Here is a 14,536-nt window from a genome sequence, read left to right on the forward strand (position 1 = left end):
ACCGGCCGCATGTGTACGGTCACCGAACGGGGCGAGGGCGCGTGCGGTGAAGCGGTCACTGGTCGGTCCGACGGACTTCGGTCCGATGGTCTTCAGGCTCGCGGCCTTCGGTCCCACGGCCCTTGGGCCGGCCGGTTCCCGCGTGGGCGGTGACGGGTCAGCGGTCGGGCTCGGGGTCCTTGAGCCAGTTGATCAGCTCGGAGGAGAACATCACCGGGTCCTCCTCGTGCGGGAAGTGGCCCAGCCCGTCGAACAGCCGCCAGCGGTACGGCGCCTCGACGTACTGGCCCGATCCGGCCGCGCTCCTGGTGCGCATGACGGGGTCCAGCGAGCCGTGCAGATGGAGGGTCGGGACCCGAACGGGCCGCTTCATACGCCGGTTGAACTGAACGCCGTCGGGCCGGGCCAGGGAGCGCACCATCCAGCGGTACGGCTCCACGGAGCAGTGCGCCGTCGAGGGAATGCACATGGCGCGCCGGTAGGCCTCCACGGCCTCGTCGTCCGGCAGCCGCGGCCCCGACCAGTCCCGGATGAGCCGGCCGACCAGGGCGCCGTCGTCGGCGGTCAGCCGGCGCTCGGGGATCCAGGGCCGCTGGAAGCCCCAGATGTAGGAACTCGCGGCCGTCTGCTTGACGTCGCCGAGCATCGCCGAGCGCCAGCGCCGCGGATGCGGCATCGAGGAGACGACGAGCCGCCTCACAAGCTTGGGACGCATGGCGGCCGCCGTCCAGGCCAGGTATCCGCCCAGGTCGTGGCCGACGAGTGCGGCGTCGGGCTCGCCCAGGGAGCGCACGACCCCGGTGATGTCGAGCGCCAGGTTCGCGGGGTCGTAGCCGCGCGGCGTACGGTCACTGCCGCCGACTCCGCGCAGATCCATCGCCACGGCGCGGAAGCCCGCCTCGGCGAGCGCCACCAACTGGTGCCGCCAGGCCCACCAGAACTGCGGGAAGCCGTGCAGAAGCAGGACCAGGGGCCCGTCGCCCAGCTCCGCGATGTGAAAGCGCGCGCCGTTGGCCGCGACGTCCCGGTGCGTCACCTCTTTCCCGCCGGGCACGTCGAGCCGTACGACCGAGGTGGCTTGCGCCGAATGGGTGGCGGGGTCCGTCATGAGGACGAGCGTGCCACAGCTTCGGCCGCCTTGCCGGTCGGCTGCGGCTGACGCGGGTGCGGCTTGGCGTGCTGCAGGACGCCCGCGGACTCCTTCATCGACGCGGCGACCTTCTGCGGGCCCTTGCCCTTCTTGGCCTTTTTGGCGAACACCAGGCCGATGAGGGCGAGGAGCCCCGCGACCACCACGTTCGCGGCGAAGGAGAGCAGGAAGCAGACGGCCAGGTTCCAGCCACTCCAGGTCCGGATCCCGTAGGCCAGTGCGAAGTTCAGCATCGGCAGGGAGAACAGCAGCACGGCGCCCGCGCCGGAGAACGCGCCCCCGCTCGTCGCACCTCGCTTGACGTCCCGTTTGAGCTGAGCCTTCGCCAGCGCGATCTCGTCGTGCACCAGTGCGGACAATTCGGTCGTCGCCGAGGCGAACAGCTGGCCGATGCTGCGTTCGGCGCCGACCGGGCTGCCGTCGGGTGCGCTCATCGCGGTCTCCCTGCTCTCTGCGTGGCTACTCCGCCCGTACTGCGGAGTGGTGTGGATGTGTCAGATCATGCCGGACGGCCGTTCTGTCCGCTTGCCCTGCCCGTCACTTCGGCCGGCGTGCCGTTGCGGTCTCAACTCGGCCAGTGGTCGCGGGTTTCGGACGGGTGGGCCGTTCCGGGCCCGGCCGGCGTCCCGCTCGCGGCGGTGCCGAGCGCGGCGCGCCTGCGGTGCTCGGCGGCCTTGCGCTCGTGGATCTCGGCCATGCGCAGGTGGTAGGCCGGGTCGCCCTCCTCGTAGACGTCGGGGACGCCGTCCATGTCGTCGTCGCGCTCCTCCTCCGCGCACAGGGCGCGGTACTTGGCGTTGCGGACCTTCAGCAGCGCGGTCGCACACACGGCCGCGATCAGCGACCCGACGAGGACGGCGGCCTTGACCTCGTCCGCGAGCGCCGGATCGCCGTCGAACGCGAGTTCGTCGATGAGCAGGGAGACGGTGAAGCCGATACCGGCCAGGGAGGCCACGGCGAACACATCGGCCCAGGCGAGGCCCTCGCTGAGCGAGGCCCGGGTGAAGCGGACCGTGAGCCATGTCCCGCCGAAGATGCCGACCGTCTTGCCGACGACCAGGCCCAGTACGACGCCGAGCGTCTCCGGCTTGGCGAACACATCCCCAAGGGCTCCGCCCGAGACCGCGACGCCCGCGCTCAGCAGGGCGAACAGCGGAACCGCGAGACCGGCCGACAGGGGCCGTACGAGATGTTCCATGTGCTCGCCGGGGGAGTGCTCCTCGCCCTCGTGGCGGTGGCAGCGCAGCATGAGCCCCATGGCGACGCCGGCGATGGTGGCGTGGACACCGCTGTTGTACATCAGCCCCCAGATGACCAGCGCGAGCGGGACGTACACGTACCAGCCGCGCACGCCCTTGCGCAGCAGCACCCAGAACACGGCGAGGCCGGCGAAGGCGCCGCCGAGGGCCGCGAGGTTCAGGCGGTCCGTGAAGAAGACCGCGATGATCAGGATGGCGAACAGGTCGTCGACGACGGCCAGCGTGAGCAGGAACGCGCGCAGCGCGGACGGCAGTGAGGTGCCGATGACCGCGAGGACCGCGAGCGCGAAGGCGATGTCGGTGGCCGTGGGGACCGCCCAGCCGGCGAACGATCCGCCGCCCGCGGCGTTGGTGAGGGTGTAGACGGCCGCGGGCGCGGCCATCCCGCAGAGCGCGGCGACGACGGGGAGCACGGCCGCACGGGGATCCCGTAGATCGCCGGCGACCAGTTCGCGCTTGAGTTCGATCCCGGCGACGAAGAAGAAGATCGCGAGGAGCCCGTCGGCGGCCCAGTGCTGAAGGGACAGGTCGAGGCCGAGGGCGGCGGGCCCGATGTGGTAATGGCGCACACTCTCGTAGCTGCCCTGCAGCGCGGGTATGTTCGCCCAGACCAGCGCGGCGACCGCGGCCAGGAGGAGCAGCACACCACCGACCGTCTCGGTGCGCAGCGCGTTCGCGACGAACGTCCGCTCGGGCAGGGAGAGCCGTCCGAGGAACGTGCGGGTACGGGTGCGAGGCGCGGCCACGATGGAAACCTCCGGTCGGGTACGGCTGACTGACCGCCGTCACGAAAACGCGCGGCGGTTCGCCGACCAGACTTCCCGGCACACCTTGACTTGAGTATTTTACCCGGTCCTTACGATCGCGAGTCGACCTTTCGGATCGGCGGGACGGGCGGGCTGAGAGGAGCGAGGGCGGGACTCCCCGGCGACACAGCGGAGCTCCTGCACGGAACAAGGGCGCCCGGCGTGCTGCCGGGCGCCCTCCCGGGACGTAGGGGACTCAGTCCTCGCTCGGTGTCGCCGGCAGCTTCGCCTGGATCAGGTGCATCACCGTCGAGTCCGTCAGCGTCGTGACGTCCCCGAGCTCGCGGTTCTCCGCGATATCGCGCAGCAGTCGCCGCATGATCTTCCCGGACCGGGTCTTCGGCAGCTCCGCCACCGGCAGGATCCGCTTCGGCTTGGCGATCGGGCCGAGTGTGGCGCCCACGTGGTTGCGCAGCTCGCCCATGAGGTTCTCGTCCTCGGAGACCGTGCCGCGCAGGATCACGAAGGCGACGATCGCCTGGCCGGTCGTCTCGTCCGCCGCGCCGACCACGGCCGCCTCGGCGACGGCGGGGTGGGACACGAGCGCGGACTCCACCTCGGTGGTGGAGATGTTGTGCCCGGAGACGAGCATCACGTCGTCGACGCGGCCGAGGAGCCAGATGTCCCCGTCGTCGTCCTTCTTCGCGCCGTCGCCGGCGAAGTACTTGCCCTCGAACCGCGACCAGTACGTGTCGATGAACCGCTGGTCGTCGCCCCAGATGGTGCGCAGCATCGACGGCCACGGCTCGGTGAGCACCAGATAGCCGCCGCCTCCGTTCGACACCTCGTTCGCCTCGTCGTCGACCACGGTCGCGGAGATGCCCGGCAGGGGCCGCTGCGCCGAGCCCGGCTTGGTCTCGGTCACGCCCGGCAGCGGCGAGATCATCATCGCGCCGGTCTCGGTCTGCCACCAGGTGTCCACGATCGGCGCACGGTCTCCGCCGATGTGCTTGCGGTACCAGATCCACGCCTCGGGGTTGATCGGCTCGCCGACGGATCCGAGGACCCGGAGGCTGCTGAGATCGAACTTGGCGGGGATGTCGTCGCCCCACTTCATGAACGTGCGGATCGCCGTGGGCGCCGTGTACAGGATCGTGACCCCGTACTTCTGCACGATCTCCCAGAAGCGGCCCTGGTGCGGCGTGTCGGGCGTGCCTTCGTACATGACCTGGGTCGCGCCGTTGGCCAGCGGCCCGTAGACGATGTACGAGTGCCCGGTGACCCAGCCGACGTCCGCGGTGCACCAGTACACGTCGGTCTCCGGCTTGAGGTCGAAGACCGCCCAGTGCGTGTACGACGCCTGGGTGAGGTAGCCGCCGGAGGTGTGCAGGATGCCCTTGGGCTTACCCGTCGTACCGGACGTGTAGAGGATGAACAGCGGGTGCTCCGCGTCGAACGCCTCCGGCGTGTGCTCGGTGGACTGGCGCGCGACCATCTCGTGCCACCACAGGTCCCGGCCCTCGATCCAGGCGACCTCCTGGCCGGTACGGCGGACGACGAGCACATGCTCGACGTTGTCCACGCGCCCGATCGCGTCGTCGACGGCCGGCTTGAGGGCGGACGGCTTGCCGCGCCGCCAGCCGCCGTCGGAGGTGATGACGACACGCGCGTCGGCGTCCTGGATGCGGGTGGCGAGCGCGTCCGCCGAGAAGCCGCCGAAGACGACGGAGTGGGCGGCGCCGATACGAGCGCAGGCCAGCATCGCGATCGCGGTCTCCGGGATCATCGGCATGTAGACGGCGACCCGGTCGCCCTTCCGGACGCCCAGCTCCAGCAGCGCGTTCGCCGCCTTGGACACCTCGTCCTTCAGCTCCGCGTAGGTGATGGCGCGACTGTCCCCGGGTTCGCCCTCGAAATGAAGGGCGACGCGGTCGCCGTGGCCCGCCTCGACGTGCCGGTCGACGCAGTTGTACGCGACGTTGAGCTTGCCGTCCTTGAACCACTTCGCGAACGGCGGGTTCGACCAGTCGAGGGTCTCGGCCGGCTCCACCGCCCAGGTCAGCCGCCGGGCCTGCTCGGCCCAGAAGCCGAGCCTGTCAGCCTTGGCCTGTTCGTACGCCTCTGCCGTGACGTTGGCGCCTGCGGCCAGGTCGGCCGGGGGCGCGAACCTGCGTTCTTCCTTGAGCAGGTTGGCCAGGCTTTCGTTGCTCACGACATCTCGCTTTCCCCGGGTGTCCGTTGTGTCCCAGGCCACAGCTCACCAGACCGGGGGCTCGGTGACAAGGGCTTGCCTCGAAATTGGTTTAGACCTGTTGCGCATGCGTGGCCCGCGGGTCAGCCCAGGATGACGTGGCCCGCCACCCTGGCTCGCCGGTGGTGGTCCTGGGCCCGGCGACCCGGGGCCCAGGACCACATCACCCCGGTGTCATGCCGGGCTGCGTGCCTCCCCGGCCGCGCCCACGCGTCCGAAGACGTCGCCCTCCTGGGACCCGGTGAGCAGGTATGCCTGAGCCTCGCCCACGTGGAAGTACATGCCATGCAGTTCGAGCGCGCCCTCGTCGAGGGCCCGGGCCACCGACTCGTGCGCTCTGAGGTGCTCCAGCTGTTGCACCACATTGGTCAGGCACAGTTGCTCCACCGTGTCGGCCGGCTCCCGCCCGGCGATCCGGGGCCAGGGCCGCTCCTCGTCGGCCATCCGCTCCAGACTGGGCGCCCCGTGGCGCAGCCATCGCTCGAGCGGGGTCCGCGCGCTGCCCGGCTCCGACGCGAGCAGCGCCTGCATCGCCCCGCAGCCGGAGTGCCCGCACACCGTGATGGAGCACACCTTCAGGCCGTCCACCGCGTACTCGATGGCGGCCGCCACCGAGTCGTCGCCGCGCTCGGCGCCGGGCAGTGGCACGAGGTTGCCGACGTTGCGGACGACGAACAGGTCGCCGGGGCCGCTTGAGGTGATCATCGATGTGACGAGCCGTGAGTCGGCGCAGGTCAGGAAGAGCTGCGACGGCCGCTGCCCCTCACGCGCCAGACGGGCCAGCTCGCTCCGCACCAGCGGTGCGGTGTTCCGCTGGAACGCGCTGATTCCCCGTGCGAGTTGCCGACCGCTCGGCCCGGACCCGCCGGCCGGCCCGCCCGGATGGTCGCCGGACGGCGCGGTCGGAGGTCGCTCGCACTGGTGGTCGCGCCAGGGCGTCCAGGGCCGGCACCGGCACGCGGACGCCTCTGCGGGCTCCTGGCTTCCCCTGAGCGCGGGGGCGCCCAGAGCAGGGGCCGCGACCGGGTTTCCGGCCCGGCCGGTGAGGGCCACCGTGCCGCCCTGCGCGCGGTGCGTCCGCTGCCAGTCCTGCAGGGACTCGTACGCCGCGTGGTCCATGAACGATCCGTCCAGCTCCACGACGGCGTCCGCCCCGGCGGGCACCAGGTGCAGCGTCCGGCTGAGCCGGGGCACCGCGAGAAAGGTCAGCTGTCCTCGGACTCGTACGTGATGGACTCCTTTCCTGTCCTCGTGGGTGATGCGGGTGCGGGTGAGGCGGTGCAGGGACACCGCGACGGCCACGGCGACGCCCAGGGCCACGCCCTCCAGGACGCCCAGGAGGGCGACGCCGAGTGTGGTGACGGCGTAGACCAGTACTTCTCGGTGGCGGGTGACCGTGCGGATGTGGTGCAGGGACACCATCTGGATGCCGACGGCCATCACCAGCGCGGCGAGTGAGGCGAGGGGGATCAGCTCGAGCACCGGGACCATCAGCAGCGCGGCCACCACTACCCAAACGCCGTGCAGCATCGTGGAGTTCCGGCTGACGGCGCCGGCTCGGACATTCGCCGAACTTCTCACGGCGACGCCCGCGAGCGGCAGTCCGCCGAGTGCTCCTGAGACGACGTTCGCGGCCCCCTGTCCGAGCAGCTCGCGGTCAAGGTCCGAGCGTCCGGGGTGCGGATGGCGCCCCGCGGCCAGCTTGTCCACGGCGACGGCGCCGAGCAGAGACTGCACACTGCAGACCAGCGTGGTGGTCAGGACGGCGGCGGCGAGGCCCGGGACGGAGCCCTCGGGAAGCCCGGCCAGTGCGTGGCTGTGCCAGGACGGCAGATCGACCCTGAGCAGCGGGAACCCCGCGAGCGAGGCGGCCGCGGTCGCCCCGGTGACGGCGGCGAGCGCGGCCGGGACCCTGCGCAGGCGATGTCCGGTCCGTCCGGGCAGTCGTGGCCAGACGAGCAGCAGGGCCAGGGTCAGTGCGCTGACCGAGACGGCGGCCGGCTGAAGGTGGGCCAGCTGGGCGGGCAGCGCACGCAGGTTGTCGAGGACGGCGCTGTGCGGGGTGCCCCCGAGCACGATGTGCAGCTGGGCGACGGCGATGGTGACGCCGATGCCCGCGAGCATGCCGTGCACGATCGCGGGGCTGACCGCGAGCGCCGTACGCGCCACGCGCAGGCAGCCGAGGCCCAGTTGGGCGAGGCCGGCGAGGACGGTGATGGCGCAGGTGGTACGCCATCCGTAGCGGTGGATGAGGTCGGCGGTGACCACGGTGAGCCCGGCGGCGGGGCCGCTGACCTGGAGCGGGGAGCCGCCGAACCGGCCTGCGACGAGGCCGCCGACGGCTGCGGCCACGAGGCCGGACTGGAGCGGGGCGCCGGTGGCGAGGGCGATGGCGAGGGACAGGGGGAGGGCGATCAGGAAGACCGCGAGGGAGGCCGACACATCGGCGCCCGCGATGCGGAAGCGGCGGGGCCGGGACGGCGGGGGGCTGTGGGGCTGGCGCAGGCGCTTCGTCCGAGTCGGGTCGGCGGCGCGGGTGGGGACGCAGGCGGGCATGTTCCCGTCTCCTCCGGGGTGGCGCGGTCGCGGAATGGGTGGTTCCCGGCCGACGGGCCGGGGGGCGGGGCGCGGCCGTGGGTCACGGTGTACAGCGGCGGGATGCTTCAACGCTCGGTAAATGGATCGTAATGCCAAGTAAAGGAAATGTATCCGATATTCGAGCAAATAGGGCAACGAATCGCTCGATGGAGTGAATTGGTAACTTTATCGGCTTGTCATATAAATTCCGCTGATGCCCCATGCGACCTTGGTCGGGCTGCGCGTGGAGGCGGGCCGCCGCCGCACCGCACGGCTGATCAGCGTGGCCCCGACTGAAGGAAGAAGGTGAGCGGAAGATGGCCGCCAACCAGAGGATCGCCGCGAGCGTCGCCCTGGCGGCGGCCTGTGCCACGGCGTTCGCCGGCTGCTCGACCGACAGCACCGCTTCCGGGCAGGGCGCGGCGAAGGCGCCCGGCGCACCGGCGCCGGGGAGCGCGGTCCGTCTGATCGGCGACGGCTCCACGGCGTACACCGGTATGCAACCGCATCTGCCCCGACCCGAACGGCTGAAGCCCGGTCAGCGGCCCCCGCAGTTCGTGGTCTTCTCCTGGGACGGGGCCGGTGAGGACAGTCGGAAGCTGTTCTCGCACTTCCGCAAGGTCGCCAAGGCCAACAACGCGACGATGACGTACTTCGTGAGCGGTGTGTACATGCTGCCGGAGGAGAAACGCGACCTGTACCGGCCGCCCCGGCACTCCCCGGGCCGATCGGACATCGGCTTCAACGACGAGAAGGGGATCCGGGACACCATTCGGCAACTACGCCTCGCCTGGCTGGAGGGCAATGAGATCGGCACCCACTTCAACGGCCACTTCTGCGGCAGCGACGGCGGGGTCGGCCAGTGGTCGGTCGAGGAGTGGAAGGACGAGATCGCCCAGGCGAAGTCGTTCGTGAAGTCCTGGAAGACCAATGCGGACCTGAAGAGCGAGCCCCCACTGCCCTTCGATTACGACAAGGAGCTCATCGGTGGCCGCACGCCCTGCCTGGAGGGGCGGAAGAACTTCGTGCAGGCGGCCCGCGACCTGGGCTTCCGCTACGACACCTCCGGCATCGACAACCAGGTCTGGCCCGGCAAGCAGGACGGCCTGTGGGACCTCTCCATGCAACTCGTGCCCTTCCCCGGGCACTCCTACGAGCAGTTGACGATGGACTACAACTTCATGACCGACCAGTCGGGCACCCGAGCCCAGGGTGATCCCGACAAGTTCGGGGTGTGGGGCGACCAGTTGCGCGACGGCCTGCTCCAGGGTTTCCAGCGCGCGTACGACGGAAACCGGGCGCCCTTGGTCGTCGGCAACCACTTCGAGTCCTGGAACGGCGGCGCATACATGCGCGCCGTCCAGGAGGTCGTCGAGCGCGTCTGCACCCTGTCCGAGGTGCGCTGTGTCTCCTTCCATCAACTCGCCGACTGGCTGGACGCGCAGGACCCGCAGGTCCTGCGGAAGCTGCGCACGCTCAAGGTGGGCCAGGCCCCCAGGGAGGGCTGGGAGTCCTTCCTGGCGGCCCACCCCGCACCGGAACCCAAAGGGGTCCCGGGCGCGCCGCCGGTCAGGCCGTAGGCGCGGGGCGGCTGTTGTCCGATCGGCACCGGCGTCCATGCCGGGGCAGGGGCGCCGGTGCCGATCGGACCGTCCAAGTCGGCGAGGCCGGACGGATGTTGCTCACACGGCGGTGACCAGCCCCTCCCTGAGGATGAATCCGGGGTCGATCTGCGCCGCCAGGTCGGCCCCCGTGCGTTCGTTGCCCCAACTGGTCGCGTTCCGCAGGTGGAAGTGCACCATCTGGCGTGTGTACCGCTCCCAGTCCCGCAGTTCGTACATGGCGTCGGCGGCGACCTGAAGAATGCGCAGAGAGCGCCGGTTCGCATCCTCCAGGAACTCGAACCGGGGCGGACGACCCTTCTCCATGGAACGCACCCAGTCCGAGTGCCCGACGGTCACGAGCAGGTCGTCACCGACCTCGGCGCGGAGGAAGTCGATGTCGTCCTGGCCCTGCACCTTGTTGCCGACGACCTTCAGGACGACCCCGAAGTCGCGGGCGTACTCCTTGTACTGGCGATAGACGGAGACCCCCTTCCGGGTCGGCTCGGCGATGAGGAACGTGACGTCGAAGCGGGTGAACATGCCGGAGGCGAAGGAGTCCGAGCCTGCCGTCATGTCGACCACCACGTACTCGTCGCGGCCGTCCAGCAGGTGGTTCAGGCACAGCTCCACCGCTCCCGTCTTGGAGTGGTAGCACGCGACCCCCAGGTCGGCGTCGGTGAAGGGGCCGGTGACCATCAAACGGACGGCGCCGCCGTCGAGTTCCACCGGGCGCGCGCAGGCGTCGTAGACCGGGTTGTTCTCCCGTACCCGCAGCAGGCGTGACCCCTCGCCGGGCGGAGTCGTCTTGATCATCGTCTCGGCGGAGGCGATCCGCCGGTTGCTGCCCCGGAGGTAGTCCTTGATCAGCCGCAGCCGTTCCCCCATGGCCGGCAGTGCCGCGGCCTCTTCCTCGTCCAGCCCCAGGGCGGCCGCGAGGTGCTGGTTGATGTCCGCGTCGATCGCGACGACGGGCGCTCCGGCGGCCGCGAGGTGGCGAATGAACAGGGACGACAGGGTCGTCTTGCCGCTGCCGCCCTTCCCGACGAAAGCAATTTTCATGTTCACCAAGCGTAGTCGTATGATTGCGGTGCGTTGCAATACGGCGTGAAGAAGACCACTCCTTCGAAGGAGGGGCGCACAGGTGCGTAGTGTCGTACTCATGAGTACGACAGGTGCGACCGCTGATCCGCTCGCCGTCCTGGCGGCGCTGCCCGGCGTGGCCGAGTCCGTGGAGTCCGTGCGCAAGGCCGTGGACCGGGTCTACGGTCACCGGGTCATGCGGCGCCGCAGTAACGAGATCACCTCCGAGGCGGCACTGCGCGGCGCACGCGGCTCGGCGGCGCTCGCCGGGGCCGACTGGGCTCTGGAGGAGGTGCGCCGGCGTACCGACTTCCGTGGTGACGACGGGGCCAGGACGGTCGGCGCGGCCCTCAGGCTGACCGCCGAGGCGGGACAGCTCCTGTCGATCTGGCGGCAGTCGCCCCAGCGGGTGCTGGCCCGGCTGCACCTGGTGGCGGCCGCGGACGCCGACCCCCGCGTGGGGCGCCCCCGGCAGAAGGGGGAACCGGTCGAGGAGCCGCTGGTGGAGCTGCCGCTGCCGGATGCCGAGGAGGTCCCCGGCCGCCTGGAGGGGCTCTCCCGACTGGTTGTCGCGGGCAGTGCGGCCCCTGCCCTGGTGACGGCGGCCGTCGTGCACGGGGAACTGCTCGCCCTGCGCCCCTTCGGCTCCCACAACGGCCTGGTCGCGCGTGCGGCTCAGCGCATCGCCCTCGTGGGCAGCGGTCTCGACCCGAAGGCGGTCTGCTCGGCGGAGGTCGGTCATGCGGAGCTGGGCCGTGCGACCTATGGTGCCGCGCTGGAGGGCTATGCGTCGGGCACCCCCGAGGGCATGGCGGCATGGATCGCCCACTGCGGAAAGGCGGTCGAGCTGGGGGTCCGGGAGTCGACCGCGGTCTGCGAGGCGTTGCAGCGCGGGGCGGCGTAGTCCCGGGCGGATCACCCCGGACAGGAGAAAAGGCCCTCATCGAGGGCCTTTCGCATGGTTGCGGCGGCACGAATGCTCGTACCGCCGCTGGCATGCTCACCGGGTTACCAAGCGTCCTCGATATGTGCCCATCAGGCCGGGAACTGCTGCCCGTGCCTGGTGCGGCTGGCCCGTAATCGACGGGTCGACGTCGCGTGGGTGCTCGATGTCCATGCTCGGTCCGTGGGGCCAATTTCGTGTTTAAAGGCGATCCCTTCGGATGTTTTCCTTTGGTCTCGCGGGCCGCTAAATCCTTTGTACTCCTGGGCTGGGATGAGCGGAACCCCTCGCCGGAAGTTCTTTACTTTTAGGTTCAAAGGGGTGTGAATCGGTCGCTGATGCGCGTCCCGTACGCGTGCCGGGGCCCATGCGGCCCCTGTGGGGGGGGCGCGGCCCGTGCGGGGGCTCACATGGCCGGTGCGCGGCGCCTGCTCGCGTACCACATGAGTCCCGCCGTGGCCGCGGCCGCGCCTATCGCCGCGACAGCGAGGAGGGCCGGCCGTGGTGGCACGGCCAGCCGCTGCTTCAGCCGGACCGGGCGGTGGAAGTCCAGAATCGGCCACCCGCGCGCGAGTGCCTCGCGCCGCAGGGTCCGGTCCGGGTTCACGGCGTGCGGATGACCGACCGCCTCCAGCATCGGCAGGTCGGTGGCGGAGTCGCTGTAGGCGTAGCAGCGCGAGAGGTCGTATCCCTCGGACTCGGCGAGTTCCTTGACCGCCTCCGCTTTCGTCGGTCCGTAGGCGTAGTACTCCACCTCGCCCGTGAAGCAGCCGTCGTCGCCCACGACCATGCGGGTGGCCACGACACGGTCGGCGCCGAGCAGCTCGCCGATCGGTTCGACCACCTCGGCGCCCGACGTGGACACGATCACGACGTCGCGCCCGGCGGTGTGGTGCCTCTCGATGAGGGATGCGGCCTCGTCGTAGATGATCGGGTCGATCAGTTCGTGGAGGGTCTCGGCGACGATCTCCCTGACCTGCTGGACATTCCAGCCACGGCACAGCGTGGACAGGTACTCGCGCATCCGTTCCATCTGGTCGTGGTCGGCGCCGCCCACCAGGAACACGAACTGGGTGTACGCGGTGCGCAACGCGGCCCTGCGGTTGATCAGACCGCCTTGGTAGAAGGACTTGCTGAAGGTGAGCGTGCTCGACTTCGCAATGACCGTCTTGTCCAGGTCAAAGAAGGCCGCTGTGCGGGGCAAGGAGTGGTTTTCCACGGGCCTGAGCATAGGGGCCCACCATTCGGCGTAAGGTGGGGCGCGTGGGTTTGCCTGAGAGGGCTCTCGGGTACACCATGGAAGTCACGGATCGTTCGCGACCGTGCTAACCCGGTCCGACTCCTCCCCCCCCGAGTCGGCCGTGGGGACGACCCCCGCTCTCCCCCCCGGCGGGGGTCGTCGCATGTCCGGGTGGGTTTTTCCCCTGTGTGATGCGGTCCCCCGGGCCGCTGGGCCCCTCTCCTGGCCTCGGCGCTGACGTACCCGGGATCTGTCACCGTGTGTAGCCGTCGCGCTGCTCTGTGGAAGCCGTCTCGCTCTGCACCGCCCTCACCGGCGGGAGTGAACGCGATATTCACAATCACTGAGTTGTCCACAGTTATCGACCAAGATCCACATGATTTCCGGGAACGCTGCACCGTGATTCCAGCGCGCCCCACCGGCGGCGAGTTCATGGCCGGTTCCGGTTTGTCGGGTGCGTATGGCCGGTTCGTATCGGCCGCTCATATGGAAGCCGGTTGCCGGTTCTTCACACAAGCGGGAAGCGCGGGGCCCGTGGGCCCGCGGACCGGGCGGAAGACACGGCAAGAAGCAGCGAAGGGGGCTGGAGATCGTGACGGGAGCCATCACACACGACGGACCGGACGCCGACGAACAACGGCGGAGTGGTCCACTCATCGTCACCGAGGACGCCGAACTCCTCGACGACCTGCTGCGTCTGTGCGCGGCCGCGGGCGCCAGACCGGAGGTCCACCCGGGGATTCCGGCGCGCCCAGGCGGCTGGGAGGCGGCGCCGCTCGTCATCGTCGGCGACGACGCGGTGCGCCGTGTGCGCGGGGCCGTGCGCAGGCGTGGAGTGGTGCTGGTAGGGCGGGATCAGGACGATTCCGGGGTCTGGCGGCGTGCCGTGGAGATCGGCGCCGACCACGTCCTCATGCTGCCGGACGGTGAGCAATGGCTGGTCGACCGCATCGCCGACGTGGCCGAAGGGGTCGGCCGACCGGCGCTCACCGTCGGGGTGATCGGCGGCCGCGGCGGGGCCGGTGCGTCCACGCTCGCTTGCGCCCTGGCCGTCACCTCCGCACGCGAGGGAAGGCGCACGCTCCTCGTGGACGCGGATCCGCTGGGCGGCGGACTCGACGTACTCCTCGGCGGGGAGACCACGGCAGGGCTGCGCTGGCCGGCGTTCGCCGCCTCCCGCGGACGGGTCGGCGGCGGCGCCCTGGAGGAGTCGCTGCCCGAACTGCACGCCCTGCGGGTGCTGAGCTGGGACCGCGGCGACACCGTGTCCGTTCCGCCCCAGGCGGTCCGTGCGGTCCTTGCCGCCGCCCGCCGCCGCGGCGGCACAGTGGTCGTCGACCTCGCGCGCCGTGTCGACGAGGGGGCCGCCGAGGTCCTCGCCCAGGTGGACGTCGGGTTACTGGTGGTCCCTGCCGAATTACGAGCCGTCGCGGCCGCGCGGCGGGTGGCGTCGGCCGTCGGCATGGTCCTGGGCGACCTGAGGGTCGCGGTACGGGGGCCGTACGCACCGGGGCTCGACGACCGCGAGGTGGCGCGGCTGCTGGGGCTGCCGCTGCTCGGCGAAGTCCCGCACGAACCACCGCCCCACGACGGTTCCGTACCGCCCGGGGGAGCGGCGCGGGGGCCGCTCGCCCGGTTCTGCGCGGCGTTCTGGGAGCGTGCGCTGGCCGAGGCGGGTGACTGACC

10 protein-coding genes are annotated in these 14,536 nt (G+C 70.6%); 3 read left to right on the forward strand and 7 right to left on the reverse strand.

Going from position 1 to position 14,536, the window contains the following annotated elements; all coding sequences use genetic code 11:
- Positions 1-157 precede the first annotated feature (157 nt).
- From ACWD5Q_RS22950 to ACWD5Q_RS22970, 5 genes are all read right to left on the reverse strand, one after another.
- A complete protein-coding gene (locus ACWD5Q_RS22950) occupies positions 158-1,108 on the reverse strand; it encodes an alpha/beta fold hydrolase (protein WP_451428894.1) in 951 nt (316 codons plus the stop codon).
- A complete protein-coding gene (locus ACWD5Q_RS22955; protein ID WP_451428895.1) occupies positions 1,105-1,584 on the reverse strand; it encodes a phage holin family protein in 480 nt (159 codons plus the stop codon). Before ACWD5Q_RS22955 ends, ACWD5Q_RS22950 begins: the two co-directional genes overlap by 4 nt.
- A gap of 131 nt (positions 1,585-1,715) precedes the next feature.
- Entirely contained in the window at positions 1,716-3,155 is a 1,440-nt protein-coding gene (nhaA, locus tag ACWD5Q_RS22960; protein ID WP_451428896.1) for a Na+/H+ antiporter NhaA, read from the reverse strand.
- Between the two features lie 256 nt (positions 3,156-3,411).
- Positions 3,412-5,367, reverse strand: coding sequence for an acetate--CoA ligase (gene acs / locus ACWD5Q_RS22965; RefSeq protein ID WP_451428897.1), 1,956 nt, complete (start codon positions 5,365-5,367; stop codon positions 3,412-3,414).
- A 213-nt stretch (positions 5,368-5,580) separates the two neighbouring features.
- Positions 5,581-7,962 carry a bifunctional SulP family inorganic anion transporter/carbonic anhydrase gene (locus ACWD5Q_RS22970; RefSeq protein WP_451428898.1) on the reverse strand — a complete coding sequence of 794 codons (2,382 nt, stop codon included), beginning with the start codon at positions 7,960-7,962 and terminating at the stop codon, positions 5,581-5,583.
- 338 nt (positions 7,963-8,300) lie between these two features.
- Between ACWD5Q_RS22970 and ACWD5Q_RS22975 the strand changes: the two genes are divergently transcribed.
- Positions 8,301-9,563: a hypothetical protein gene (locus ACWD5Q_RS22975; RefSeq protein WP_451428899.1), complete on the forward strand. Its 1,263-nt coding sequence runs from the start codon at positions 8,301-8,303 to the stop codon at positions 9,561-9,563.
- A gap of 102 nt (positions 9,564-9,665) precedes the next feature.
- On the opposite strand, the gene ACWD5Q_RS22980 is transcribed toward ACWD5Q_RS22975, so the two are convergent.
- Complete coding sequence (locus tag ACWD5Q_RS22980; protein ID WP_451428900.1) at positions 9,666-10,646, reverse strand: ATP-binding protein; 981 nt, start codon at positions 10,644-10,646, stop codon at positions 9,666-9,668.
- A gap of 100 nt (positions 10,647-10,746) precedes the next feature.
- On the opposite strand from ACWD5Q_RS22980, the gene ACWD5Q_RS22985 reads away from it, so the two are divergent.
- Positions 10,747-11,571 carry an oxidoreductase gene (locus ACWD5Q_RS22985; RefSeq protein WP_451428901.1) on the forward strand — a complete coding sequence of 275 codons (825 nt, stop codon included), beginning with the start codon at positions 10,747-10,749 and terminating at the stop codon, positions 11,569-11,571.
- A gap of 445 nt (positions 11,572-12,016) precedes the next feature.
- On the opposite strand, the gene ACWD5Q_RS22990 is transcribed toward ACWD5Q_RS22985, so the two are convergent.
- Positions 12,017-12,841 (reverse strand): HAD family hydrolase, encoded by an 825-nt coding sequence (locus ACWD5Q_RS22990; RefSeq protein WP_451428902.1) that lies wholly within the window; start codon positions 12,839-12,841, stop codon positions 12,017-12,019.
- 601 nt (positions 12,842-13,442) lie between these two features.
- Here ACWD5Q_RS22990 and ssd point away from each other — a divergent pair.
- Positions 13,443-14,534, forward strand: coding sequence for a septum site-determining protein Ssd (gene ssd / locus ACWD5Q_RS22995; protein WP_451428903.1), 1,092 nt, complete (start codon positions 13,443-13,445; stop codon positions 14,532-14,534).
- The last annotated feature ends 2 nt before the right edge of the window (positions 14,535-14,536 follow it).

The organism is Streptomyces sp. NPDC002513, from assembly GCF_053595355.1.

Coding starts and splice junctions, on each gene's coding strand:
- ACWD5Q_RS22970 (WP_451428898.1), bottom strand. CDS start 7,962: ATGCCCGCCTGCGTCCCCACCCGCGCCGCCGACCCGACTCGGACGAAG.
- ACWD5Q_RS22985 (WP_451428901.1), top strand. CDS start 10,747: ATGAGTACGACAGGTGCGACCGCTGATCCGCTCGCCGTCCTGGCGGCG.
- ACWD5Q_RS22950 (WP_451428894.1), bottom strand. CDS start 1,108: ATGACGGACCCCGCCACCCATTCGGCGCAAGCCACCTCGGTCGTACGG.
- ACWD5Q_RS22980 (WP_451428900.1), bottom strand. CDS start 10,646: ATGAAAATTGCTTTCGTCGGGAAGGGCGGCAGCGGCAAGACGACCCTG.
- ACWD5Q_RS22955 (WP_451428895.1), bottom strand. CDS start 1,584: ATGAGCGCACCCGACGGCAGCCCGGTCGGCGCCGAACGCAGCATCGGC.
- ACWD5Q_RS22990 (WP_451428902.1), bottom strand. CDS start 12,841: ATGCTCAGGCCCGTGGAAAACCACTCCTTGCCCCGCACAGCGGCCTTC.
- ACWD5Q_RS22975 (WP_451428899.1), top strand. CDS start 8,301: ATGGCCGCCAACCAGAGGATCGCCGCGAGCGTCGCCCTGGCGGCGGCC.